The sequence below is a fragment of the Phaeodactylibacter luteus genome (assembly GCF_007993045.1).
Lineage (GTDB): Bacteria > Bacteroidota > Bacteroidia > Chitinophagales > Saprospiraceae > Phaeodactylibacter > Phaeodactylibacter luteus.
In genome coordinates this window covers 11,286-34,966 of the sequence record NZ_VOOR01000011.1, presented here as the reverse complement: position 1 = coordinate 34,966, position 23,681 = coordinate 11,286, and the positions used below count along the sequence as shown (strand labels likewise).

13 protein-coding genes are annotated in these 23,681 nt (G+C 55.2%); 5 read left to right on the top strand and 8 right to left on the bottom strand.

The genetic code is table 11. The annotated features are described in order from the left end of the window. Nucleotides 1-27 precede the first annotated feature (27 nt). The 3 genes from uvrA to FRY97_RS07035 all read right to left on the bottom strand — a co-directional run bounded on the left by uvrA (nucleotide 28) and on the right by FRY97_RS07035 (nucleotide 4,887). Nucleotides 28-2,889 (bottom strand): excinuclease ABC subunit UvrA, encoded by a 2,862-nt coding sequence (gene uvrA / locus FRY97_RS07045; RefSeq protein ID WP_147166801.1) that lies wholly within the window; start codon nucleotides 2,887-2,889, stop codon nucleotides 28-30. 350 nt (nucleotides 2,890-3,239) lie between these two features. After that, the gene (locus tag FRY97_RS07040; protein WP_147166741.1) at nucleotides 3,240-4,193 is read right to left on the bottom strand and encodes a CobW family GTP-binding protein; all 954 of its coding nucleotides are present in this window, start codon (nucleotides 4,191-4,193) and stop codon (nucleotides 3,240-3,242) included. Nucleotides 4,194-4,428: 235 nt separating this feature from the next. Then, entirely contained in the window at nucleotides 4,429-4,887 is a 459-nt protein-coding gene (locus tag FRY97_RS07035) for a MerC domain-containing protein (protein WP_147166740.1), read from the bottom strand. 844 nt (nucleotides 4,888-5,731) lie between these two features. Between FRY97_RS07035 and FRY97_RS07030 the strand changes: the two genes are divergently transcribed. Then, nucleotides 5,732-6,160: a Fur family transcriptional regulator gene (locus FRY97_RS07030; protein ID WP_246141617.1), complete on the top strand. Its 429-nt coding sequence runs from the start codon at nucleotides 5,732-5,734 to the stop codon at nucleotides 6,158-6,160. 172 nt (nucleotides 6,161-6,332) lie between these two features. On the opposite strand, the gene FRY97_RS07025 is transcribed toward FRY97_RS07030, so the two are convergent. Further along, entirely contained in the window at nucleotides 6,333-7,211 is an 879-nt protein-coding gene (locus FRY97_RS07025; RefSeq protein WP_147166739.1) for a DUF4625 domain-containing protein, read from the bottom strand. 104 nt (nucleotides 7,212-7,315) lie between these two features. Here FRY97_RS07025 and FRY97_RS07020 point away from each other — a divergent pair, with 104 nt between their 5' ends. Then, complete coding sequence (locus FRY97_RS07020; RefSeq protein ID WP_147166738.1) at nucleotides 7,316-9,724, top strand: TonB-dependent receptor; 2,409 nt, start codon at nucleotides 7,316-7,318, stop codon at nucleotides 9,722-9,724. A gap of 295 nt (nucleotides 9,725-10,019) precedes the next feature. Here the strand turns inward: FRY97_RS07020 and FRY97_RS07015 are convergent, their stop codons facing one another. Beyond that, nucleotides 10,020-10,529: a hypothetical protein gene (locus FRY97_RS07015; RefSeq protein WP_147166737.1), complete on the bottom strand. Its 510-nt coding sequence runs from the start codon at nucleotides 10,527-10,529 to the stop codon at nucleotides 10,020-10,022. A 264-nt stretch (nucleotides 10,530-10,793) separates the two neighbouring features. Beyond that, nucleotides 10,794-11,213 (bottom strand): hypothetical protein, encoded by a 420-nt coding sequence (locus tag FRY97_RS07010; protein ID WP_147166736.1) that lies wholly within the window; start codon nucleotides 11,211-11,213, stop codon nucleotides 10,794-10,796. A 219-nt stretch (nucleotides 11,214-11,432) separates the two neighbouring features. On the opposite strand from FRY97_RS07010, the gene FRY97_RS07005 reads away from it, so the two are divergent. Together FRY97_RS07005 and FRY97_RS07000 are read left to right on the top strand one after the other, a co-directional pair. Next, nucleotides 11,433-13,238 (top strand): acyl-CoA dehydrogenase family protein, encoded by a 1,806-nt coding sequence (locus tag FRY97_RS07005; RefSeq protein WP_147166735.1) that lies wholly within the window; start codon nucleotides 11,433-11,435, stop codon nucleotides 13,236-13,238. A 120-nt stretch (nucleotides 13,239-13,358) separates the two neighbouring features. Then, the gene (locus FRY97_RS07000; protein ID WP_147166734.1) at nucleotides 13,359-14,282 is read left to right on the top strand and encodes an alpha/beta hydrolase; all 924 of its coding nucleotides are present in this window, start codon (nucleotides 13,359-13,361) and stop codon (nucleotides 14,280-14,282) included. 166 nt (nucleotides 14,283-14,448) lie between these two features. Here FRY97_RS07000 and FRY97_RS06995 read toward each other — a convergent pair whose 3' ends face one another. Both FRY97_RS06995 and FRY97_RS06990 read right to left on the bottom strand, forming a co-directional pair. Continuing rightward, on the bottom strand, nucleotides 14,449-16,473 hold the full coding sequence (locus FRY97_RS06995) for an NADPH-dependent 2,4-dienoyl-CoA reductase (protein ID WP_147166733.1): 2,025 nt from the start codon (nucleotides 16,471-16,473) through the stop codon (nucleotides 14,449-14,451). 144 nt (nucleotides 16,474-16,617) lie between these two features. Further along, on the bottom strand, nucleotides 16,618-19,521 hold the full coding sequence (locus tag FRY97_RS06990) for a peroxidase family protein (RefSeq protein ID WP_147166732.1): 2,904 nt from the start codon (nucleotides 19,519-19,521) through the stop codon (nucleotides 16,618-16,620). A gap of 773 nt (nucleotides 19,522-20,294) precedes the next feature. Here FRY97_RS06990 and FRY97_RS06985 point away from each other — a divergent pair. Beyond that, nucleotides 20,295-23,681 (top strand): hypothetical protein, encoded by a 3,387-nt coding sequence (locus FRY97_RS06985; RefSeq protein ID WP_147166731.1) that lies wholly within the window; start codon nucleotides 20,295-20,297, stop codon nucleotides 23,679-23,681.

Genomic DNA, 23,681 nt, shown 5'->3' with positions numbered 1-23,681 from the left:
ATGTGGCGGGCCAACCTACAGTGGCCGTCAGAGTTCCAGCTTGAGGAATACTCCGGTGTGGCTGTCTTTTTTGCGTGCAACTTGCTCGGGCGTGCCTTTGCATACAACGGTACCCCCCCTGCGGCCCCCTTCCGGGCCCATATCGATGAGGTAGTCTGCCACCTTGATGACGTCCATATTATGCTCAATGATAAGCACAGTATTGCCTTTGTCGACCAAGCGGTTGAGCACGCGCAGCAGGTGCTGAATGTCCTCGAAATGCAGGCCGGTAGTAGGCTCGTCAAGAATATAAACCGTATTGCCAGTGTCTCGTTTGGCCAGCTCTTCGGCCAGTTTTACCCGCTGCGCTTCCCCCCCGGAAAGGGTAGTGGCTTGCTGCCCAAGGGTAATATAGCCCAGCCCTACTTCATTGAGCGTGCGCAGTTTGCGGTAGATATTGGGGATGGGCTCAAAAAACTCCGCGGCCTCCTCCACGGTCATGTTCAGCACATCATTGATGGATTTGCCTTTATACAAAATCTCCAGCGTCTCCCGGTTGTAGCGCCGGCCCAGGCAGTTTTCGCACTCTACGTGCACATCCGGCAGGAAGTTCATTTCAATGATCCGCATGCCCGATCCTTTGCAGACCTCGCACCGCCCCCCTTTAACATTAAAGGAAAAGCGCCCCGGCTTATAGCCCCGGATCTTAGCCTCGGGCAGCTCAGTGAATATCTTGCGGATGTCAGTAAATACACCGGTATAAGTCGCAGGGTTCGACCTTGGAGTGCGCCCGATAGGCGATTGGTCGATCTCAATGACCTTGTCCACATGCTCCAGCCCTTTAATGCTTTTATAGGGCATAGGAGGCTTGAGGCTTTTGTAGAAATGCTGCCGCAAAATGGGGTAGAGCGTCTCGTTGATCAGGGTAGATTTTCCGCTCCCGGAAACGCCCGTGATGCAAGTCAGCGTGCCCAAAGGGATTTTGATATTGACATTCTTGAGGTTGTTGCCGTTGGCCCCCTTGAGCTCTAGGAATTGCCCTGTGCCTTTACGGCGCTGTTCCGGCACAGCTATCTTGCGCTTATTGTTCAGGTAGTCTGCTGTAAGGGTACGGGATTTGACAAAACCCTCCGGAGTGCCTTCCCCTACGAGCTCGCCCCCGTGCTTGCCTGCGCCAGGCCCGAGGTCAATGATATAATCGGCTGCCAGCATGATGTCTTTATCGTGTTCTACCACGAGCACCGTATTGCCGATGTCGGCCAGTTCCCGCAAAGCTTCAATCAGTTTTTGGTTGTCGCGCTGATGCAGCCCAATGCTCGGCTCGTCCAAGATGTAAGTGATGCCTGTAAGCTGAGAGCCGATCTGTGTGGCCAGCCGGATACGCTGCGCTTCCCCCCCTGACAAGGTCCGGGCGGATCGGTTGAGGGCGAGGTAATCGAGCCCTACGTGCAGCAGGAAGCCCAAGCGCAGGCGGATTTCCTTCAGGATGTCCTTGGCAATAAGCGCCTGCCGTTCGCTGAGCCCTTCTTCTACGTCTGCCATCCAAGCTTGCAGCTCGGTCAGGTCCATCTCGGCTAGTTCCCCAATGTGTTTTTCTTTTACCTTGAAGTGGAGGGATTCCTGCTTAAGCCGATAGCCGTTGCAGTCGGGACAGGTGGTAATGGTCATGAACTCCTCTGCCCATCGGCGGATTTTTTCGGAGCTCGTATCGTCGTACCAGCGCTCCAGCATGTTTACGATGCCCTCCTGCGCAAGGTTGTAGGAGTAATCGTTGTAGTCGTTCACCTTCACCTTAAAAGCATCGCTGCCCCCGTAAAGGATAGCGTTCAGTGCGGCTTCCGGTATGTCTTTCACAGGGGTGGAAAAGGAGAATTTATACTTTTTGGCGATTGCCCGCAGCTGTTTGAATGTAGCGTTGGACCGGACTTCGCCGAAGGGGGCGATGCCCGCTTCGTTGATGCTTTTGGTGTCGTCCGGGATTACTTTGCTGATGTCCACTTTATTGATGCTGCCCAGCCCGTTGCAGCTTGGGCAGGCGCCGTAGGGGGAGTTGAAAGAGAAAGAGTTGGGAGAGGGCTCCTCGTAGGAAATGCCGGCTTCTGGGTCCATCAGGTTGCGGCTGAAAGTGCGGATGTCCCCTGTCTCATGGTCCATGATGAACACCAGCCCGTTGCCAAGCTTGAGGGCGGCCTGCAGAGAGGTGTTCAGCCGGGCTGTACGGCTGGCAGAAACCTTAATTCGGTCTACTACGGCTTCAATATCGTGCACCTTGTAGCGGTCTACCTTTAGCCCGGGGGCAAGGTCAAGGATTTCGCCATCCACTCTCACTTTGGCGTAGCCTTGCTTCCGGGTCTGCTCAAACAGCTCCCGGTAGTGCCCTTTCCTGCCCCTGACCATGGGCGCGAGGATGAGGATTTTGCGGCCGTCGTAGGCTTCCAATATGCTCTCCTTCATTTGCTCCTCGGTATAGCGCACCATGCGCTTGCCGGTAGCGTAGGAATAAGCATCGCCTACCCGTGCAAAGAGCAGCCGCATAAAATCATATACTTCGGTGATCGTGCCAACTGTAGACCGGGGGTTGCGCCCGGTGGTCTTCTGCTCTATGGAAATGACAGGGCTCAGCCCGTTGATCTTCTCAACATCCGGGCGCTCCATTTCCCCAATGAACTGCCGAGCGTATGAGGTGAAGGTCTCCATATAACGCCGCTGCCCTTCTGCGTAGATGGTGTCAAAGGCGAGGGAGGATTTACCGCTGCCACTGATGCCCGTGATGACCACAAGCTTATTGCGGGGGATTTGGAGGTCGATATCTTTGAGGTTGTGCTCCCGTGCGCCGATGATCTCGATGCTATCCTTGGCTTCGATCTGTTCGTAGGCGGCCAGGCCGCTAGCAGTCTGCTCTTCTGTCATGTCGTTGGCTGTGGTCGGTTGGCCCAAAGATGTAGGGCAGTTGTTGGTTCTGGCGCAGTTGCCTTCAGCAGCTGCCCGGTGTATATAACCTTCCCGCAGGGCAGAGTGTTGAGCGCAGCCGGGTTTTATAGACTGACAACTTGGGATTTCGCTCCGCGTCTACTGCACGGTGTGAGAATATGGCGCTGTTATTTTTTCAGGCTATCGAGTCAAAAAACGCAGGCATAGCCTACACGAAGCGTGGGGATAAGGAGCCCCACGATGAAGTCGGTGAAGCTTTTTGGCGAAGAGAGGCGGGAAAAGAGCCAGTCAAAATGCATGAATTTTAGGTGGTCAGACTATAATTTGCCTTAGGCCAGGCCTTGCCGCAGCAGCCGTGCCACTGCCTCCTCTTTTACGCCCTGCCCGATCACTACGATGGTGGACGGGCCTGCCCCTGCTCCCGGGGCAAGGGGCGTAATTTCCACCTGCTTGCCAGTAGATTGCAAGAGGTGCCATTGGCCGTCATGGCTCTGTACAATCCCTTTGACCCGGAAAATTTGTTTGGCGTACAGCATAAGGCTGACCGACAAGACATGCTTGATTTTGCTCAGGTCAAAAGGGCGGTCGAATGTATGGCTGCTGGCTACGGTAGCTGTGTGTACAGGCACTTTGGGGAGGGCAGGCTTGGCTTTGGGCAGCACAAAGGGCACCTCGGGCCGTACCCGCGGGAGATCGAGCTCAGTGGCAGAGATGCGGCCATCGGCACTTTGGATGATGCGGGCGAGTGGATTGGCCCGTTTGACGGCTTGGGCAGCTGCCTGTAGCGCTTCAGTTGTAGCTAGGCCGGTTTTGTTCAGTACGAGCACATCTGCGGAGGCGATCTGCTGCCCGGCTTCCTGTGTGCTGCTAAGCTGCTCGGTAATGTTTGTGCTGTCCACAACACAAATGACGGGCCGAAGCTCAAACCGCTTCCTGATGTCCGGCCGGAGGAAGGTAGCGGCGAGCGAGCCGCTGTCGGCTATGCCTGTTGCTTCAATGAAAAGGTGCCCAGGGGCTTCCTCTTCCCGTGCAAGCTCAGCCAGGATGTCGAAAAGCTCATCGTCAAGGCTGCAGCAGATACAACCGTTGCTCACTTCATAAACTTCATTGGAATACTGCCGTACCAGCGCGCCGTCGATGCCCACACTGCCGAACTCATTTTCAATGACCACGTTGGGTACGTCTTGCCTTTGCCGCAAGAGATGATTGAGCAGGGTCGTCTTCCCTGCTCCCAGAAAACCAGTAATGATGCTGACCGGTATACGGGGGCGCTGTCCTGCCATTTCTTTCTTTTAGCCTGCTAACACGCTTCCAGCTGTTATGGTTGACTGTCTCATTGGGCCCGGCTAGCAGACTTGATGCGCCGAGGGCATTACAGGCTCTTCCCGTACTACACGATGCCCTCCTGAAGCCGCTTAGCTTGGGCTAAGCGCTTGCGATATGCTTAGCCAGGCAACTGCTGAAAAAGCAGCCGCGTGGTTGAAAACAGCTCAGTGCCCAGTGCACTGCCCCGCTGCATCAAGCCTGATGGTAATACTCCAGTTCTACGCGCTCGGTGCCCAAGCTCGAAGCCCCGTCAGGAGCCTGATGACCGGAAGATTGGCAGGTGGCGCTTTGGCGCCAGTTGAGATAGTGGGCAGTTGCGATCAGCAGCCCGCCAGCGGCCATCAGGTAGTGCTCTGCTTCGCTCCCCACGCCCCGGCTAAGGGCAAGGAGCGCAAAGCCAGCGGCGGCGGCCAGCCCGGGCGCCGCATTGGAGCGGCCATCACGGTAAGCGGGCCAAAGCGACCACGAGGCAATGAGCACAGCTGAGATGACTAGCCCGCCTTCCAATACCGGGTGGTGCAGCCAATGCAGGCCGCCTAACGCACCTGCTGATAGGGCCAGGGGCAGGGCCAGGCAGTGTACGGCGCAGAGCAGGGAGGCCGTAGCCCCTGCAAGGTCAAGCCGGGTGTTTTTGGACATCATGCTTTTCATTGGAGCGCATTTATTTTGAGCACCGGGCAGAGCCGGCGGCAGTATACAAAAACCCGGGCCTCAAGGCCCGGGGCGTAATACATCTAATACCTCTTGTTTTGCTTCTTCGTGCCGCCTATCCCAGCGGATAGACGGGGCGCAGGGGCAATAACGTATTACGTTAAGACTAGTATGAAGCTCTTTGTTGATTTTGCAGCGTTATTGCAAAAATATATAAAATGCAACTATGTTGCAAATTTAAAATGTTTTTTCTTCTCCCCTTTTCAGCTTGGCACAATCCAGATTACCGTTTTTTTGCTTGCCCAGCCTGCTTGGCGGGATGGGCCTGCCCCTGCACCATATGAGGGGGCCTGCACCTGCCCGATGGCAGGTGCCGCTATGCTGCGGGGCTCGCTGTCCGCTCGGCCCCGCGCCCTACAGGCGTCGGGTCTGGCCTTCGGCCACCCCTTCGCAGCGCTAGGCCAATGCCAGCCTAGTGGTCTGTCAAGTGTTAATTTATGGGTTGAGTGGGAGCGAATTTTGAGGCTAATCAAGGCGGATGTTCCCGCGCATAGCAGCGCTACGTAAGGGGTTGTCCAACGAAGAGTAGCCTCAAAAGTCGCCGCAGGCAACCCCTAGTTTTAGCCTTGACAGACCACTAGAGCCCGGAAAGCATAAAATCCTGCCATATTTTGATTCACGCCCTTACAGTTTGTGCATAAGGCAACTTTACTAGGCTTTGTGGCGTTGCAAAAAGCAAATGCCTATATGCTGCGCACCTGTGCGCCCTGCGCCTCTAGGCGGGCTCGGCCCTTTGTAGCTTTTACCGGTGGGCAGGCAACTGTTAAGCTGAAAAATGAACGAGATGGCGATGGAATCAGAGATCATCAGAAGGTTGGAAGCACATCAACTCAGAAAGACGGCTTTCCGGAAGGAGGTACTAGAGCTCTTCATTGCGGCAAAGGGGGTGGCTTTATCCAACCAAGACCTTGAAGGCCAGCTCGAAAACCCTGACCGCATCACGCTGTACCGTACGCTGAAAGCTTTCGAAGACAAAGGGCTTATCCACCTAGCGGTAGATAGCGGTGGGGTAAGCCGTTATGCGCTCTGTTCTTCAGATTGCACGGCCCATGCCCACCACGATCAGCATGCCCACTTCCATTGCCTTGAGTGCGGCAAGACCATCTGCCTTGAGGGGGAGGTGGTCATCCGTGCCAAAGCGCCTGAAGGCTACGAAGTAGCGCGTGAGAACCTAGTGCTCGAGGGCACCTGTGCCAAATGCGGTGCGGCTTAGCGCATGTTTGGAGCTCGTCCCTATCACAATTCTTGGGCTGCCGGACTATAAATTTCCGCTTAGCCCGCTAAGCTCAAATTTGGGGGCTAAGCCAGAAACCCGCCAACCATACGGTGCAGCAGTCGGGCATGAATCTTTGATTTTCAAAGTAAAACCCGTTCCAAGCAAGCGCTTAATCCGTGACCGTCACCTCGAAAAAAGCGGGTGCAGCAGCATTTCTTACACCATCAAACGCATCGAGCCGGAAGCGGTAATTGCCAGCTTTCAGCGTGGTAGGCACCGTGTACTCAAAGTCGAATGCATAGTGGTTGTCTACCCCCTCATCAAAAACAACAACTGCATCGGTCGCAAAGGTATTGCCAGAGCTGAGGTCGGTATAGCTCAGAAAGAGCAGGCCGTTGCCGCCTTCGCTCAAAGATTGCCCATCTGCCACATCGCCCTGAAAACGGATGCTGCTGCCCTTAGCCGCGCTGAACACCTGCCCGGCGGGCAAGTTTACGGTGAGGGCAGGCGCTTCTTCGTCTTGCGGATTGATTGCCCGGATGCTGTAAAAATTCGCCAGGGGGTTGTCGTTGCCCGACTCGTCCAATACCTGTATTTGGAAATGGTAAACACCAGCCGTCACATTTTCCGGGGCCTGAAGCGTTAGCTGCACCGCTTGCGCGGTACCGCTCAATGGAGAAATGGAAAGCTCCGTCCAATCTTCGGTCAAGCTGCTGACATTAGGGATGGCCACGCCGGGCGCAGAGCTGCCGCCGTGCCCGTGGCAGTCAAAATTATTGTGGATGTCGACTTTGTATTGTGACAAAGAGGCATCGTCGGTGAATGCGAGGCCCATCCTTAAGGTTTCTCCCCCCCTCAAGGTGAACACCGTATCTTCTGTTGATCCGCACACTTCGTAAGGAGCAGGTGCAGGGCTCATGCTTTCGATGGCCATGCTGGGAGGGGTGACGTCTATATCGTCTCCGGTATTGCAGCTCGAAGCTGCTAGGAGCAGAAGGAAGGCAGAACATGACAGGAGGCTGATGGCAGTCCGGGATATTGCTTGCATGGTAATTTAGATTGCTGATATGTACTTAAACAACGTGGTGGTGCAACTTTGTTGCATCATTAAAGGTTACTTTTGCGCAAGAATGGCAAAAACCTTATAACAGGATGAACCAAGGGGGGATATACCAGCGCCTGTCCGGCAAATGTTTTCTGATTATTAGCTTGCTCCTGCTTGCTCTCGCAGGGCGCTCACAGGTGAGCGGCCGGGTATTGGACGAGGAGGGGCTGCCCCTGCCTGCTGCCAACCTTCAGCTTTTCCCAGACAGCACTGTCGCGGCTACAGGGTTTGACGGAGGCTTTCAGCTGCAGCTGAAAAGGAAGGGGGATTATCGCCTGCGCATTACATACTTGGGGTACAGCCCGGAAATACGGCTCTTTCGCTATACTGGAGAGGAGATCTCCCTTGGGGAGGTGTCCCTTTCGCCTTTGCAGGAGCTTTTGGAGACGGTAGTGGTAACCGAAGAGCATGCCAAGCAGGAAGGCGCACTGGCCACCGAGCATTTCACCGGGGAGGTGATCGCGGAGAACCTGCAGGGGACTTTTGCCCAATCCATCGACAAGCTCCCGGGCCTGAGCGCCATCAGTGTGGGCACGGGTATCGCTAAGCCGGTCATTAGGGGGCTGTCCTCCAACCGCATCATCGTCAACCATCAGGGGGTCAAGCAGGAGGGGCACCAATGGGGGGCTGACCACGGCCTGGAGATCGATCAGTTCAGTGTAGAGCGGGTAGAGATCATCAAGGGGCCGGCCTCTTTGCAGTATGGCTCCGATGGCCTTGGCGGCGTTATTAACATCCTGCCGGGGCGCATCCCCGCAGCTGGGACGTTCGGCGGCAGCGTGACCACGCTGCACCGTACTAATAACGCCCACTGGGGCGGTTCTGCCCAGCTGGGGGGCAATTGGAAGGGGTGGTTTTTTGGTGGCCAGTACAGCTATCAGAATTTTGGGGACTACCGGGTGCCCGCTACCTTTTTCGATTACAATTCTTTCCGCCTGCCCATTCTCAATGAGCGGCTCAAGAATACTGCTGGGCGGGAGCAGAATTACAGTTTTACCGCTGGCCTCAACCGCCAATGGGGGGTTACCCGCCTTACCCTGACCCACTACGGGCTGGAAGCCGGGCTCTTCGCTGGGGCGGTGGGCATCCCTCGCTCTTATGCCCTGACCGACGATGGCAACCTGAGGGACATCGACATCCCTAAGCAAGAGGTAGCCCACACCAAGGCCAGCCTGCATCAAGATTTGGTTTTGCCCACAGGCCATATCAATATCAACTTGGCTTATCAGCGCAATCTGCGGCAGGAGTTCTCTTTCCCTGAGTTCCACAGCATCCCCAGCTCACAGATTGACCCGGGCAATACCCTTGGGCTGCAGTTCTTGTTGCAAACCCTGAGTGCAGACCTGCACTACGAGGTAGAGCCTGAAGATGGCTGGCGGCAGGTGTACGGCGGCAGTGTGCAGTGGCAGTTCAATCAGCGGTCGGGCTTTGAGTTCTTATTGCCGGATTTCCGGACTTTCCGGTCGGGGCTATTCGGGCTGGCAGAACGGGAGCTCGACAATGGGCTGTTGCTCAATGCTGGCCTACGGCTGGATTACGCCCGCAACGAAACGGATTTTTACCGGCAATGGATTTGGGACAGCAACGAGCGCATTACGGATTCGCTCGTTGCCCAGCCCACCAGCCCAGCGTTTTTTAACTGGTCGGCTTCGGTTGGCGGTGCGTACGAGCTTTGGCAGGGGGCAGGCACGGCCAAGGTCAATCTGGGCAAAAGCTTCCGGGTGCCTTATCCGGCAGAAACCGTCTCTAATGGGATCCATCATGGCACCTTCCGGCATGAGGTAGGGACCCCGGGCCTTGACTCTGAGCATGGGTACCAATTGGATGCCAGCTTTTCCTGGAAAAGGCCCCGGTTTTCGGGGGCTGTCGCTGGCTATTTCAATTTCTTTGACAATTACATCTATCTGGGGCCTACTTTCCCTGCCCGCTTCTCCCCTTTGCCTGAAGCCGGGCAGATTTTTCAGTACCGGCAAGATGATGCCATTTACACAGGGTTTGAGCTGCAGTACGAGTGGGAGCCCCTGCGCGGGCTTACGCTTTCGCAAACGGCAGATTTTGTGCGCAGCTACAACATCAGTACCGGCCTGGCCCTGCCTTTTACCCCTCAGCCGGCTCTGCAGACGAGCCTCAGGTATACCCTTAGGGGCAAAGGGCGGTGGGCCTCTTCGTATATAGAGGTAGGGCACCAATATACTTTTGCAGCGGAGGGCATCAGCCGGATAGACCGTTCGGAGCGGGCGACGCCAGCTTATCAGCTATGGGATGCAGGTATTGGCTTCAAAATCCGGTGGTACGGGAAGGAGCCTTTGCAGCTTACTCTACAATTGCAGAATGTCTTGGATACCTTCTACCTCAACCATCTGAGCCGTTACCGCCTCATCAATGTGCCGGAGCAAGGGCGCAACCTGAACATCAGCTTGCGCGTCCCCTTTGGCGGGCGGCTGCCCAATGCGTAGGCAGCGGCTTTTCTGTCGGGCTTTGCCGAAGGAGGGCGAGCTAAACTGTATGGGCACGCAGATGAGGCGTTCAACAAATTGAGCGCAGTGTGCAGGGGCGAGGAGGTGTTTGAAACGTTCGATGGTTTGGGGCTTGGGCTTGCGGGGCGGCAACAGCTTGGCGCGTGAGCGATGTGGAGCAGTGCTCCGAAGGAGCAGACCCGGGGCAAGGGTTGGCACAGCAGGGTGGCCCGGGGCCGTCAGCTGCGCAACGTAGCGCCCGGCCCTAGGCCGGGCACGCCCTGATGTTTGTAGCCTACGCGCTGCCAAATGCTTTGCGCCAGCCTATGCGGATGAGGAAGAGGAGGGCGGCGAAGATGAGCAGGACATACTCGAAGCGGAGGTAAGAGAAGACAATGATACGGGTGCGGTCTACGATCCACATGAGGGAGAGGGTGGCGGCAATGACCATGACGAGGCCGCTGAGCTTGTCAAAGCCGGGGATGTAGTCGAGGTTTACATTTTTGCGGATGATAAGCAGGGTGACGGCCATGGAAATCATGGGGAGGACTTGGGCGAATACATCGGCCTGCCAAATGCTGCGCCGTTCGAATAAGAACTGGTAGATGGATACGGTGATGGCGAAGATGCCGGGCACACAGATGAAATAGATGAGGGTGGAGTAGAGGTATTTCCAAGGGGCTTCCTGCCCTTTCTCTTGGCTGATGAGGCCAGCGGTGAAGGCCATGATGGGGATGATGGCGAAATAGCCGAGGATGTAGGCGGGCTGCGCGGTGAGGGCGTCAAGAGCTTCTTTGAGCGTCATATTTTAGCAGTTTGAGCCTGCCAAAATACAACTTTGCCGCAGTTTGGCAGGCAGCCGCGATGGGCTGCCTGCCAAAAAATGGCTGGTAGGCGCTGAGGCATTTTATTAGACTTGGTGCGCCGAGGGATTGTGCAGGGTTGAGAAGGCGGTTTCCTGCCCATATTATGCCTTTTCCCAGTCGCTTAGCTTAAGCTAAGCGGCGAAAAAACTGGCGCGTGGGCTAGGGAAAGCTCCCTCTTGCTCCTACACTGGCCCGGTGCAAGCCTACTGTATGGAGAACTCAACGTCGGCAAAAACCTTCTCCTCGCAGTCGTGATCTGAGCAGGCTTCTACTTCCAAGTGGAATTTGGTGCCGGCAGGATAAGAGGAGAGGTCGAGGTCTTGCTCAAAGACGACTTTCTGATCGTGCTCGTGCAGGTGGACGTCCAAGATTTTATCATCTACATTGCCATCTGGGTGGAGGACGATGTCAATGTCGTGGTTGGAGTCTGTTGCTTCAATTTCAATGTGGATGTGAGCATCGGAAGCGTCTGCCAAGACTTCGTCGGGCCCGGGCTCTAGGATATTAATAGTGATCTCGTTGTGGCCGTGGTCGTGATCATGGTCATCTTCTTTTTCGCAGGAAGAGAAAGTAAGGAGCCCGAGGGCGAGCATAGTGAGCCAGGAGAATTTCATCATTTTCATCTGATAGCAATTTTGTTGTTTGCAATGGTGTTGCAAAAATACAAAATCCAAGCAAATATGCAATAGCGTTGCAAATAATGCCAGTTTGGCGACGTTTTTTGGCTGCGCGGCTCGGTTTTGCGAATTTTCGCTAAAAAATACCCTTATGGCTTTACATTCTGTGCCAAAGCCCCTAAATTAGTAGCGAAAATTCGCTAATCGCTTAAAAATAGTTCCAACATGCAAGATACACTGAGCCAAACCGACATTTTGGGGGGCGGGGAGTTCCTCATCAAGCCTACGCCTTCGACAGATCAGACGTTCATCCCTGAGGAGATCAACGAGGATCAGCGGATGATCAAAGAGACGGTGCACGATTTTCTGCACCAAGAGATACTGCCCAATATAGACCGCATCGAAGCGCAGGAAGAAGGCCTGTCTGCCAACCTGCTGGAAAGAATGGCAGAGCTAGGGCTATTGGGCACTCATATGCCTGAAGCTTACGGCGGTATGCAGTTGGATACGAACACGAATACGCTCATCTGCGATGTGCTCGGCCCGGCAGCAGCATTTACGGTTTCCTACGCGGCGCATACGGGCATAGGGATGTTGCCCATCTTGTATTTTGGCACGGAAGCACAAAAATCCAAGTATCTTCCGGGCCTGATCAATGGTGAGCTCAAGGCGTCGTACTGTTTGACAGAGCCGAGCTCGGGCTCTGATGCGCTCGCAGCCAAGACCCGGGCCGACTTGAGCGAGGATGGTAAAGACTACATCATCAACGGTCAGAAGATGTGGATTTCGAATGCTGGGTTTGCAGATTTGTTCATTGTTTTCGCACAGGTCGATGGCGATAAGTTCACCGGGTTTATCGTAGAAAAAGGAGCCAAGGGGATGACCCTTGGCGCAGAGGAGAAGAAGCTGGGCATCAAGGGGTCTTCCACCCGTCAGGTCTTTTTTGAGCAGGTGAAGGTGCCGGTGGAAAATGTGCTGGGCGAGATAGGCAAGGGCCACCTTATTGCTTTCAACGCCCTGAACATTGGCCGGTTTAAGCTGTGCGCGCTTTGCGTGGGCGGCGCCAAGCAGAGCGCTGCCACTGCTGTGCGCTACGCCAATGAGCGGGTACAGTTCAAACAGCCGATTTCGAATTTTGGCGCTATTCAGCACAAGCTGGCCGAGCAGGCGGTACAGATTTTTGCTTCGGAGAGCGCCTTGTACCGGGTATCGCATCTGTTGCAGGAAAAGAACAGGAGCCTGATGGAGGGCGGCTTGTCTTTTGCGGAGGCTAAGCTCAAAGCTGCTGAAGAGTATGCCATAGAATGTGCGCTGCTGAAGGTTTCGGGCTCTGAAGTCCTCGATTATGTGGTGGACGAGACCCTTCAGGTGCACGGCGGCATGGGCTATTCTGAAGAGGGCACTGCTGCCCGTGCTTACCGAGATTCCCGTATCAACCGTATATACGAAGGTACGAACGAGATCAACCGCATGTTGTCCATTGATATGCTCTTCCGCCGCGCGATGAAAGGGCAGCTCGATATTGTGGGCCCAGCTTGGGAGGTGCAGAAGGAGCTGTCTTCCATGCCTGGCTTCGAGCAGCCGGAGGGTGCTTACGCAGCCGAGAAAAAAGCGGTGAAGGATTTCAAGAAGGCGGTTTTGATGACTGCGGGCGCTGCGGCTAAAATGCAGATGGATGGCAAGCTGAACCTCAAGGACGAGCAGGAGATCATCATGAATGTATCGGATATGCTGCTCGATACCTTGGTTGCAGAGTCGATGCTTATGCGGGTAGAGAAGCTGTCTGGAATGGACAACCGGGAGCATCCACAGGAGATTTACGACGCGATGCTCAAAGTTTTCATCACAGACGCTACAGCGCGTTTGCATAAAAATGGCACGGATGCGCTGGTCTCTTTCGCTGAGGGCGACTTGCTGCGGACCATGCTGATGGGGCTGAAGCGGTTCACGAAGTATATGCCTGCCAACGTGAAGCAGGCACGCCGTGCGATTGCTGCGCGCCTTATCGAAGCCAACGATTACTGCTTCTAGTGAGTTAAGGAACTTTTTCAAATATTGCTGGATATTCGAGGGCTCCGGGGCGAAAGTTCCGGGGCCTCTTTTTTTGCGAAGGGGCTTGTAAGTGATGGATTGAGGCCGCAAATTGGGGGGATGAAATATTCACGCTTTTTAACGTTCACCCATCAGCTGTTGGCGATGGCCTGTTCGATCTGGCCTGCAGGTTTGGCAGCACAAGAGCAGTTGGCGGAGGGCCTATCGGTCATCCGGGATTTCCCGTCTCATTTTGTGTCCTCCCGCGATGTTTATATCCGGCTGCCTGAGGGCTATCAGGAAGGGCAGCGCTACCCTGTTTTGTATATGCACGACGGGCAGATGCTTTTCCGGGAGGTCGATACTTGGAATAGGCAGACTTGGGCTGCGGGGGAGGTACTGCGCACACTGGCAATGGAAGGTGGAGCCCCTGAGGTGATTCTGGTGGGCATCAGCAACCTGCCTGTAGAGCGGCATGCCAATTACTTTCCGGAGAAGCCCTTTATGAGCCTGCCCAAAAACGTGCGGGATACACTTTACAGCCTTAAGCGGGGGGAGCAGCCCCTGTTCGGGCGGGCGGTCAACTCAGATGCTTATCTGAAGTTTCTGGTGTATGAGCTTAAGCCATTTATAGACCGGGAGTACCGCACGCTGCCTGGCCAGGCTACAACCTTTATTGCGGGCTCAAGTATGGGCGGGCTGATTTCGATGTATGCTTTTTTTGAGTACCCGGAGGTGTTTGGAGGCGCTGCCTGCTTATCTACACATTGGATTGGGAGCTTTGAGCAAAACTTTGAAATCCCGGCTGCTTTTCTAAGGTACCTGCAGGCTCGTCGGCCCCTTTTGCAAGGGCGCAGGTTGTATTTTGACCACGGCACCGCTACGCTTGACGCCCACTATGAGCCTCATCAGCAAGACGTGGATAGGATATTTGGCGGACAGCCGGGTTATTTGTCGCGGAAATTCTCGGGCGATGCGCATACAGAAAATGCATGGAGCCGCCGTTTCCACCTGCCGGCCCGCTTCCTGTTATCGGTAGAATGAGGGCTTTAGAGAATGTTGGGGCCCTAGTGATCGGTCTGTCCCGCTAGACAGCGGGACACTTTTCCGCTTATACTTCGCCCCGAAAATCCTTCCCGCTTTTGTGCATCAAAAGCGGGACTTGGCTAAACTCCGGTTTTCGACTAGAAGACCAAAATCCCAACACGCTCTAAATGGCAGCGGCCAGCCAACTGGCTTGGCTGATGGCCCGTTTGGCGTCGAGCTCGCGGGCTTCATCTGCACCGCCGATGAGGTGTACTTTTAGCCCTGCAGCTTCGAGCGGCGGCTGCAGCTCGCGCAGGGGCTCTTGGCCGGCACAGACAATGACGTGGTCCACTTCGAGCAGTTGGGGCTTGCCTTTGTTCAGGATGTGCAGGCCTTCGTCATCCACTTTCAGATATTGCACTTCGCTCATTAGGGTGACGTTTTTCTTCTTAAGGCTGGCCCGGTGGATCCATCCGGTCGTTTTGCCAAGCCCTGCACCGGGTTTGCCTTTGGACCGCTGCATGAGGTAGATCTGCCGGGCAGCGGGTTCTGGTTTGGGAGGGGCGAGCGCTCCGCCCCGGCTGTATTCCGAGTCTACGCCCCATTCTTTCAAGAAAGCACTGACCGGCTGAGGGGCACCGGTATTTTCGTGGGCCAAGTACTCTGCGACGTCGAAGCCAATGCCTCCTGCCCCTATGATGGCTACCCGCTGGCCTACAGGCTTTTTATGGCGCAGCACATCGATATAACCCAAGACCTTTTCATGGCCGATGCCCTCCAATTGTATCTGCCGGGGCATCACGCCTGTGGCTAGGGCAACTTCATCGAAGCCTTGGCTGGCCAGGGCTTCGGCTGTGGCCCATGTGCTGAGGTGTAGGTGTACTCCTGTTTGCTGAAGCTGATGCGTAAAGTAGCGTATGGTCTCGTGGAACTCCTCTTTTCCGGGTATTTGTTTGGCCATATTGAATTGCCCTCCGATTTCAGCACTGCCCTCGAAGAGGTGGACCTCGTGCCCGCGCTCAGCGGCCGTGGTGGCAAATGCGAGGCCTGCCGGCCCGGCACCGACGACAGCCAGTTTTTTGGGGGCTGGGGCCGGGGTGTAGTTGAGCGTGGTTTCATGGCAGGCTCGGGGGTTGACTAAGCAGCTGGCTGTTTTTTGCTTGAAGATATGGTCCAGGCAAGCCTGATTACAAGCGATACAGGTATTGATCGCTTCTGGGCGGCCTTCCTGTGCTTTGCGCACAAAGTCGGGGTCGGCTAGGAAAGGCCGGGCCATAGAGACCATGTCGGCATGGCCAGCGTTGAGGATTTCCTCTGCTTTTTCGGGAGTGTTGATACGGTTAGTGGTGATGAGGGGGATATTGACTTTGCCCATCAGCCGCTGGGTGACCCAGCTGAAGCCGCCCCGAGGGACCATAGTAGCGATCGTAGGCACCCGGGCTTCATGCCAGCCGATGCCTGTATTGATGATGGTTGCCCCGGCAGCTTCTATCTCTCGTGCGAGGTGCTCTATTTCCCCCCACGTACTGCCATCGTCTACAAGATCGAGCATAGACAGGCGGTAGATGAGTATAAACTCAGGCCCCACGGCTTGGCGGATCCTACGTACAATTTCCAGCGGGAAGCGGATGCGGTTTTCATAAGCGCCGCCCCATTGGTCGGTGCGTTTGTTGGTTTTGGAGACAATAAACTGATTGATCAGGTACCCTTCTGAGCCCATCACCTCAACGCCGTCGTAGCCAGCTTCCTGTGCCAGCAGTGCGGTCCGTACAAACGCGCGGATTGTGCGCTCTATCCCTCCACTACTGAGCTTCCAGGGTTTGAAGGGGGAGATTGGAGCCTTTAGCGCAGAAGGGGCGACAGCAAGGGGATGGTAGCCATAGCGCCCGGCGTGAAGGATCTGTAGGCATATCTTGCCATCTTCCATCTTCACTGCATCTGTGATGAGGCGGTGCTTCCGCATTTCCCTGCGGTTGGAGAGCTTAGCAGAGAACGGAGCCACCCAGCCCGCCCGGTTGGGGGCAATCCCTCCGGTGACGATAAGCGCAGCCCCTCCGGCGGCACGCTCGGCAAAGTACGCGGCCATTTTTTCGAATCCGTTTTGCTCTTCTTCCAGGCCGGTATGCATAGAGCCCATCAAAACCCTGTTTTTCAGGGTCGTGAAGCCGAGGTCTAAAGGCTGGAGCAGGTTGGGGTAAGTTGGGTGCATGGTTTTCTGCTTTTATGGCATTAATATAGCGAATTTTCGCTTAGCAGGAGTCTTCTCAGCCGGATAGGATGATGTATTTCGAAAAGAAAAGCGGCTGCCCCCGGTGCCGGGAACAGCCGCTTTAAGGCGATCTGTGCCTTTATGCTAGTCGATTAGGACCATACGCTGTGTAGCCTTTTCTTGTCCTGCTTCCACGGTATAGAAAAGGATGCCTGTTGCAGGCAGGTCGCTACGGTTGAGCTGCCATTGATGCTCCCCGGCTTCAAATGTCCCTGACCGAGACAAGAGGACTTTGCCGCTTAGGTCTGTTATGGTAAGGGTAGCGCGGGCAGCCTCCGGCAGGCGGAAAGCAATCACCGTGCTTGCTTTGAAGGGGTTCGGGCTGTTTTGGTAGAGGGCGAAACCTGTTTCCAGGCCGCTTTGGCTTTGCTCAAAAGCGAGGCCTGCTGTGGAGATAGCCCCATTTTGACCATAAGCTTCTGCTTTGATTTTGGCTTCAGAAAGGCTTAGCGCTTCGCTCAATGTTACAGGCTGAAGGGCACGGAAAGCAAGGTAGAACAAGGGCGATCCGTCTTCAATTTTGGCATTGGCCGGGCGTACCCAGCTCGTGCTGATGAAGCCTGCCTCAGGAAAATGAGCGAAGTGGCTTTCGTCCAGCGCAGGCAGAACGCCCGCTTTCATACCCTCAAATTGTAGCGCGCCAGCCTTATAGTCCAGCCCAAACTGATACCCCTCCAACTGTGCGATATCGGATGCAAAGACAGGGATATCATAAGACTGCCCAGCCTGAAGCTCCATATTTTGCAGGGTGAAGATAAATTGGCTGCGGTTCTCCAGTTCATCTGGCGCAAGGCCGTCGCCGATGTTAGCATCGCCGGTTACATCTCCAACTTTGACCGCTATGAACTCCAAGTCCATGTTTTGAGAGAGGACATCCTCAACCGTAACGGTTTCGGGGAAGTCTTCTGCTTGAGGAGCGTTGGTCTGAAACTCGTACTTCGCATCAATGAAGCGCCAAGAATCGTTGTTGGGGAAAAAGTCGTTTTGGCCGAGGATGACCCGGCGCAGGTGGATCTGGTCCAATACAGAAATGGTGCCGCTTCGGTCTACATCAGCTGCAATCATTTTATAAGGGCTGCCAAGGGTCTGAACGCCCAAGATGTGCTGCTGAATGCGGATGAGGTCGGCTGTGGAGACGCCGTTGGTCAAACCGTCAGTGCGCTCTAGCCCTACCATATTGACTTCGCAGGCGGGCACGCTCAGGAATGAGAAGTTGCCCTCATCTGTAGTCATGAGCTGCATAGCTTCGGAGTCGTTCAGGACATTGACCATCACGTTAGGCACTGGAATGCCGTCTTCAGTGGTGACTGTGCCAGAGATGTCAGCGGTCATGCTTCCGCAGATAGATTCGAAATCCATAGCGCCGAAGACATCATCCTGCATCAGTTTGATGCCGGTATTTTGCATTAGGACATCGTGCAAGGTTGTATTTTTAATCCAAGCCTTTTCCTCCTCTGACAAGACCGGGTCAATTTCATAGTAGAAACGGTCACCGTCCCGCAGGTTAGCGAACTGCACTTCCATGATGCGGTTCAGGGTCGGCCCGAATACAGCGCCTTGCGCAGGGGTTTCTGCCAGCATGCCTACCCAAGGGTCGATGTCGTTTACATCACCATACAAGCCAAGCAGCTTTACGTATACCTCTTGGTTGTTGTTGATTTGCTGGAAGAAGCTGTAAGTGTTCAGCCCGAAGTTTTGCCGGATGGCGTTGAAGTCTTCCAGGCCGCGCTCTCGCCCACGGTTGATGTTGATGGCGACGAGGTCGAGCCCGCCGGCGCCCGGAGGGCCAAAAAGGAAGTTTCTGACATCGTCCACCACTTTAGCATCGAACGTCTGCATTTTTTGGGTGCCCATGCCTTGGAAGAAAGGGTCGAGCCCCGTTTCCATGACATGGTAAGGGTTGAAAAAGGCGTCGCGTAGCGGGAGGTGCCCTTCCGGGATTTCATTCCCATCTGCGTCCATGCGCAGCAGTGTGCTGTTGAGGAGGGTGTGCCCCACTCTGAACGCAGCAGCTGTGAAGACATTAAAGAGCTGAGGGTTGATCTCTTCTTTGTATCCGGTATAAGCGGGGACGCTTACCCCAAGGGCTGGCAGCCACTCATCGTAAGTGATCGACTGTATCAGGCCGCCTACGAGTTTGCGGGCATGTTGGTAGAGCTGCTCATCATTCCACTCCGGGTGTTCTTCGGCCAGCTCTTCGCATAGGCGGTTGTGCTCGCGCAGGAAGAGGGCGTGGAAAGCCAGCAGCACGGCATTTTCGGAAGCCCGAGAATCTCCACAAACGAAGATTTTTTCTGTCAGGCCAACAGGGTTGTCCATATGCGGCGCGTTGGGGTCTACGGGCGCATCATACTGTCCATTGTAGGTGTTGAAAGGAGGCAGGTTGCCGGCAGAAACCTTCATTTTGCCACCTTCGAAAGTGCGGAGCCAATTGGCCCGGTAGTCTTCCGAACCATATACGCCAGAGCCGTCGATGAAAGCAGTAATGATATTAGGATGCCGGCGGGGATTGAGCGCATTGGTGCCTGTGGAGGGGTCAAATACATTGCGGACCATAGGGATGAAAGCTTGGCCAGTATTGAACGGGTCAAACATTTCATCTCCTTGAGGGACGGGGATGTTCATCGGCTCGCTGCCGTCGGGGGTCAGGCCAAAGTCGTGGTCAAGGAATTGCCCAAAGCCCCAGATGAAATCACTCAGCTCATAGGGGTCAGAAAGCGGGCTGCCTTGGGAGAACAGGGAGTTGCTGATCCGCCGGGCGCTTGGCCGGTTGGGGCCAGCGGGCTGTGCGATGAGGTTAGCGTAGCCCATGCGGTCGCCGGAAATCAGGAGCAGGTCATTCACAGCGCCCCAAGAAGGGTTGCTCATGTTGTTGAACGACCCGTCATAGGTCCGGTAATTTTGCACATCAATTTCCTGTGCCTGCAGGGCCAGGGAAAAGAGGAACAGTAGGCATGTCAGATTCAGATGTAGAGGTCGTCTTTGCATATTGCACGATTTAGTTCAGGGGACTTTTAGGATATTTGTTCACAAGATTATACCAAAAACAACAGCGTATCAACACTTTAACGGTGAAAATACGCAAAATGGACAATTTCAGTGCCTATAAGCAATTGTACTTGCTATAGCGGCTGAACAGCTAGTGGCACAATGCCAAAGCTGATGATAAAGCGTAGTTGGTTTGGTATGCAGACGAAGCCCGGCGGATAATAGCTCCTCCGGTGCTCACAAGAGGGGGAAGATAGCTCGGCGGCATAAGTTGTATGCCGTCTCAAAGGTAACGCGAAAATAAGGAAAATATACGGTTGTAGATTAGTTGGCAGTTGTTTTTTGTGTTAAATCTGTGATTTGACTGGATTTGTACATTTATGCCACAAATGGGGTTGATTGCGGCAGCCCGATAGGCTGTAGTCCGGCCTTGAGGCACGCCGGCGGTCAAATCAGCGTTAATACAGCGGGGCTGCTAGCCCAAACCGGCAGCTCGTTTTCTACGTCGGGGCATTTGCAGGGGTTGACCTTCTAGAAGGCAAAGATTTGCGGATCAATCCACGAGCGGAGGGCCCCCTTCTCAAACAAAGCACAACCTTTTGGTCATTCGGGGCAAAACATGTGGGCGGTTTTTTGGTGCACACCTATGGTGGTTGGGCGCCTTTGTGTCTTTATGGCCTGCTATAGCAGTTGCACAGCAGCCTGCATCTAGCCTGAGGGATACCGTCTGGCAGCCGTCCGGGCAGCCTTGGTTTTCAGATGCCCTAACCATCGTGCCCCAGAGCCTCACGGTGACGGCCTGGCCCGGGGGGCAGGCGTTGGACCCCAAAGAGGTAGAAGCCGACAACAATAAACTAATTTTCCCCATCTCCTGGCTTACTAGCTTTGACAGCCTCCGCCTCCGCTACCGGGTGCTCCCTTACAACCTCGGGGCTGCCCGTTTCAACTTGGATACCACAATGGCAAAGCCTTTGGAAGACGGCCTCATCGGGATATCCTACAACCCTTATGAAACCGAGGGGGAAACGCTCAATTTCCGGGGGCTCAATTACAACGGGAATTTTACCCGGGGCATCTCCTTTGGCAACAACCAAGACTTGGTGCTCAATTCCAGCTTCAACCTGCAGCTGGCCGGAGAGCTGGGCGATGGCATTGAGATCCTGGCTGCCATAACAGATGAGAACATCCCGATACAGCCCGAAGGCAATACACAGCAGCTGAGGGAGTTCGACCGTATTTTTATTCAGCTGCAGAAAGGGAGCTCCCGCTTGATTGCCGGAGATTATGAGCTGCAGCGCCCGGACAGCTACTTTATGAACTATTTCAAAAAACTGCAGGGCGCCACTTTTTCTAATACTGCCGCAGTGCTGGGCGATGGGCAGCTGAAGACACGGGGCAGCGTTGCCATCAGCCGTGGGCAGTTTACCCGCAATTTCATTGACGCCATAGAGGGCAATCAGGGGCCTTACAAGCTGAGGGGCGCGGAGGGGGAGCGCTTTATTATCGTCCTTTCGGGCACTGAGAAGGTCTTTTTGGACGGGGAGCAGCTCACCCGTGGGCTGGAGCAGGATTACATCATTGATTATAACCGGGGCGAGCTGACGTTCACCAACCGCCGCCTGATCACCAAGGACAGCCGCATTGTAGTGGAATTCGATTATGCGGATCAGAGCTATGTCCGGTCGCTCTATGCAGTGGATGCCACATACGAGCAGGGCCGTTTCCGGATGGGCTTCCACTTGTTCAATCAGCAGGACAGCAAGAACGCCACTGGAGACCTGGTGCTTACGGATGAAGACCGGCAGCTGCTTGCTGAAGCCGGGGACGAGCCGGATGGGGCCTTCCTGCCTGCAGTAGACACCCTTGGCGAGTTTTCTCCTACCCGGGTTGCTTATCGGTATGCGGACACCCTGCTGAATTGCGGTGGGCTCGACTCTATGGTGCGCTATCTCAGGTTTACGACAGTGCCCGGTGACAGCCTCTACACGGCCCGGTTTACCTTTGTAGGGCAGGGCAATGGCACCTATGTGCTAGACCCCGCGCAGCCGGCCAACGAGCGGGTATACCGATGGGCAGGATTTACGGAGGGCTGTCTGCCTGCAGGGGATTATGAGCCGGTGGTGCAGTTGGCCCCGCCTCGTCAACAGCAGCTTTATACCCTCAATGCATCCTACACTTGGAATGAGCACACACAGGTGGAGGCAGAGCTAGGGATGAGCCGCCGGGATGACAACCGCTTCTCTCGCCTGGACAGCAGCGACGATATTGGCTTTTCCGGGTACACGGCCTTGAAGCGGAGTTGGAAGATTGGAGGCGACAGCAGCCGTTGGCGTGCAGATTCCCGCCTGAGCTACGAATGGGTGCAGGCGCGCTTTAGCCCATTAAACCCTTATCGCAACCCTGAGTTTCTTAGAGATTGGAGCTTGGCTAATGTGCAGGGGCAAGGCCAGGTGGAGGCAGCTACGGAACAAATTGGGCGGGCCGATGTCACCTTGTCTGCTGTGGGCATAGGCAGCTTGGGGTACGAGCTGAGCACATTTCAGCGGGATAGCCTTTACAACGGCTGGCAGCACCGCTTGCGCCTGCGCGAACAGCTGCCCAAGTGGGACATTGAGGCGGATGCCAGCTTTCTCCGTTCCCAATCCGCAACATTGAAAACTCGCTTCCTTCGGCCCCGGGGGAGCATAGCCCGTTCGTTTCCGGAGCTGGCTGGCTTAAAGCTTGGGGTGTATGGAGAGCAAGAGCGCAATGAGCGGCGGCAAAGCAATGTGGATACCCTTGCTGCGCAGAGCTTTTATTTCAACCGCTACCGGCTTTTCGCCGAAATGCCCGAGCGGGAGGGCTGGCAAGCTGGGCTGAGCTATAGTCAGCGTACAGATTATACGCTTGCAGCAGACCGCTTCCTGACCGGCACCGTAGCCTCCGAGGCCAACCTCAATGGGCAGTGGGGTGTACAGAAGGCCGGGCGGCGGTTGCAGTTGAAGGGGAATTTCACCTATCGGGAGCTTGCTGTAAAGCGGGAAGGGGCGACCAATCAGGAGCCCGGGCAGACCTTCCTGGGGCGGGGCGACCTCAATTTCAGCTTGGGCAAAGGGGTCTTGCAGTCCAATACCACTTATGAAATAGGCTCTGGGCAGGAAGCCAAAGTGGAGTTCACTTACCTGAGGGTGCGCCCCGGGGAAGGCACCTATATTTGGCTGGACTCCCTCTACAACAATGATGGCGTTATTCAGCCCAATGAAATGGAGATTGCGCCTTTTCAGGACCTGGCCGATTACGTGCGGGTCACTGCTGTGACAGACGAGTTTATCCGCACAGACGATGTGCGGCTCAACCAAAGCTTAAGGCTGACGCCAAAGGTGCTCTGGGGCAATGCAGCTGGGCTAAAGCGGGCCGTAGCCCGGTTTTCGACCATTTCCAACCTGTCGATCAACCGCAAAACGCAGGATAGCGAAGCCGTTGCCGCATGGAACCCTTTTCAGCTCGATGTGGCGGACACCGCATTGGTGGCCGTGAGCGCCAACATCCGCAATACCTTGTTTTTTAACCAAGCCGACCCCGTATATACTTTACAGCTGGGCATGAGCGACGCCCGCAACAAGTTTGTGCAAACGTCTGGGTTTGAGAGCCGGCGCACTAGCGAACAGTACTTGCGGGGGCGTTGGAATGCCCTTCCTGCCCTCAGCCTGGAGGGCAACCTCACGCGGGGGCAGCGCAGCAGTGATTCCGAGTTTTTCAACAACAAGGACTACGATATCCTTTATTGGGAACTGGGCCCTGATATGACTTTCATCCCGACACGGGACTTCCGCGCCTCATTGGCTTACACTTTCCGCGAAGACGGAGATCAGCTGCCAGAAAGCGGCACTTATGCACAGCGCCACACCCTGGAAGCAGAAGCCCGCTACAATCGTTCTGCCAAGACCTCTGTGCAGCTGCGCCTGTCCGTTGTAAGCGTGAATTTTGATGGCCAGCCCAATTCGCCTGTCGGGTTTGCCATCCTCAATGGCTTGCAGCGCGGAGATAATTATTTGTGGAACCTCACCTTGGACCAGCAGCTTTCTGGCAGCATTCAGCTCCGGGTGAGTTATGAAGGTCGAAAAACAGGCACGGCCCGTGTGGTCCACACAGGCCGTGCCCAAGTTGCAGCGAACTTTTAG

What these genes read in the sequence shown, in the direction of transcription:
- uvrA (WP_147166801.1), bottom strand. Translation starts at nt 2,889, where the DNA reads ATGACAGAAGAGCAGACTGCTAGCGGCCTGGCCGCCTACGAACAGATC.
- FRY97_RS07040 (WP_147166741.1), bottom strand. Translation starts at nt 4,193, where the DNA reads ATGGCAGGACAGCGCCCCCGTATACCGGTCAGCATCATTACTGGTTTT.
- FRY97_RS07035 (WP_147166740.1), bottom strand. Translation starts at nt 4,887, where the DNA reads ATGAAAAGCATGATGTCCAAAAACACCCGGCTTGACCTTGCAGGGGCT.
- FRY97_RS07030 (WP_246141617.1), top strand. Translation starts at nt 5,732, where the DNA reads ATGGCGATGGAATCAGAGATCATCAGAAGGTTGGAAGCACATCAACTC.
- FRY97_RS07025 (WP_147166739.1), bottom strand. Translation starts at nt 7,211, where the DNA reads ATGCAAGCAATATCCCGGACTGCCATCAGCCTCCTGTCATGTTCTGCC.
- FRY97_RS07020 (WP_147166738.1), top strand. Translation starts at nt 7,316, where the DNA reads ATGAACCAAGGGGGGATATACCAGCGCCTGTCCGGCAAATGTTTTCTG.
- FRY97_RS07015 (WP_147166737.1), bottom strand. Translation starts at nt 10,529, where the DNA reads ATGACGCTCAAAGAAGCTCTTGACGCCCTCACCGCGCAGCCCGCCTAC.
- FRY97_RS07010 (WP_147166736.1), bottom strand. Translation starts at nt 11,213, where the DNA reads ATGAAAATGATGAAATTCTCCTGGCTCACTATGCTCGCCCTCGGGCTC.
- FRY97_RS07005 (WP_147166735.1), top strand. Translation starts at nt 11,433, where the DNA reads ATGCAAGATACACTGAGCCAAACCGACATTTTGGGGGGCGGGGAGTTC.
- FRY97_RS07000 (WP_147166734.1), top strand. Translation starts at nt 13,359, where the DNA reads ATGAAATATTCACGCTTTTTAACGTTCACCCATCAGCTGTTGGCGATG.
- FRY97_RS06995 (WP_147166733.1), bottom strand. Translation starts at nt 16,473, where the DNA reads ATGCACCCAACTTACCCCAACCTGCTCCAGCCTTTAGACCTCGGCTTC.
- FRY97_RS06990 (WP_147166732.1), bottom strand. Translation starts at nt 19,521, where the DNA reads ATGCAAAGACGACCTCTACATCTGAATCTGACATGCCTACTGTTCCTC.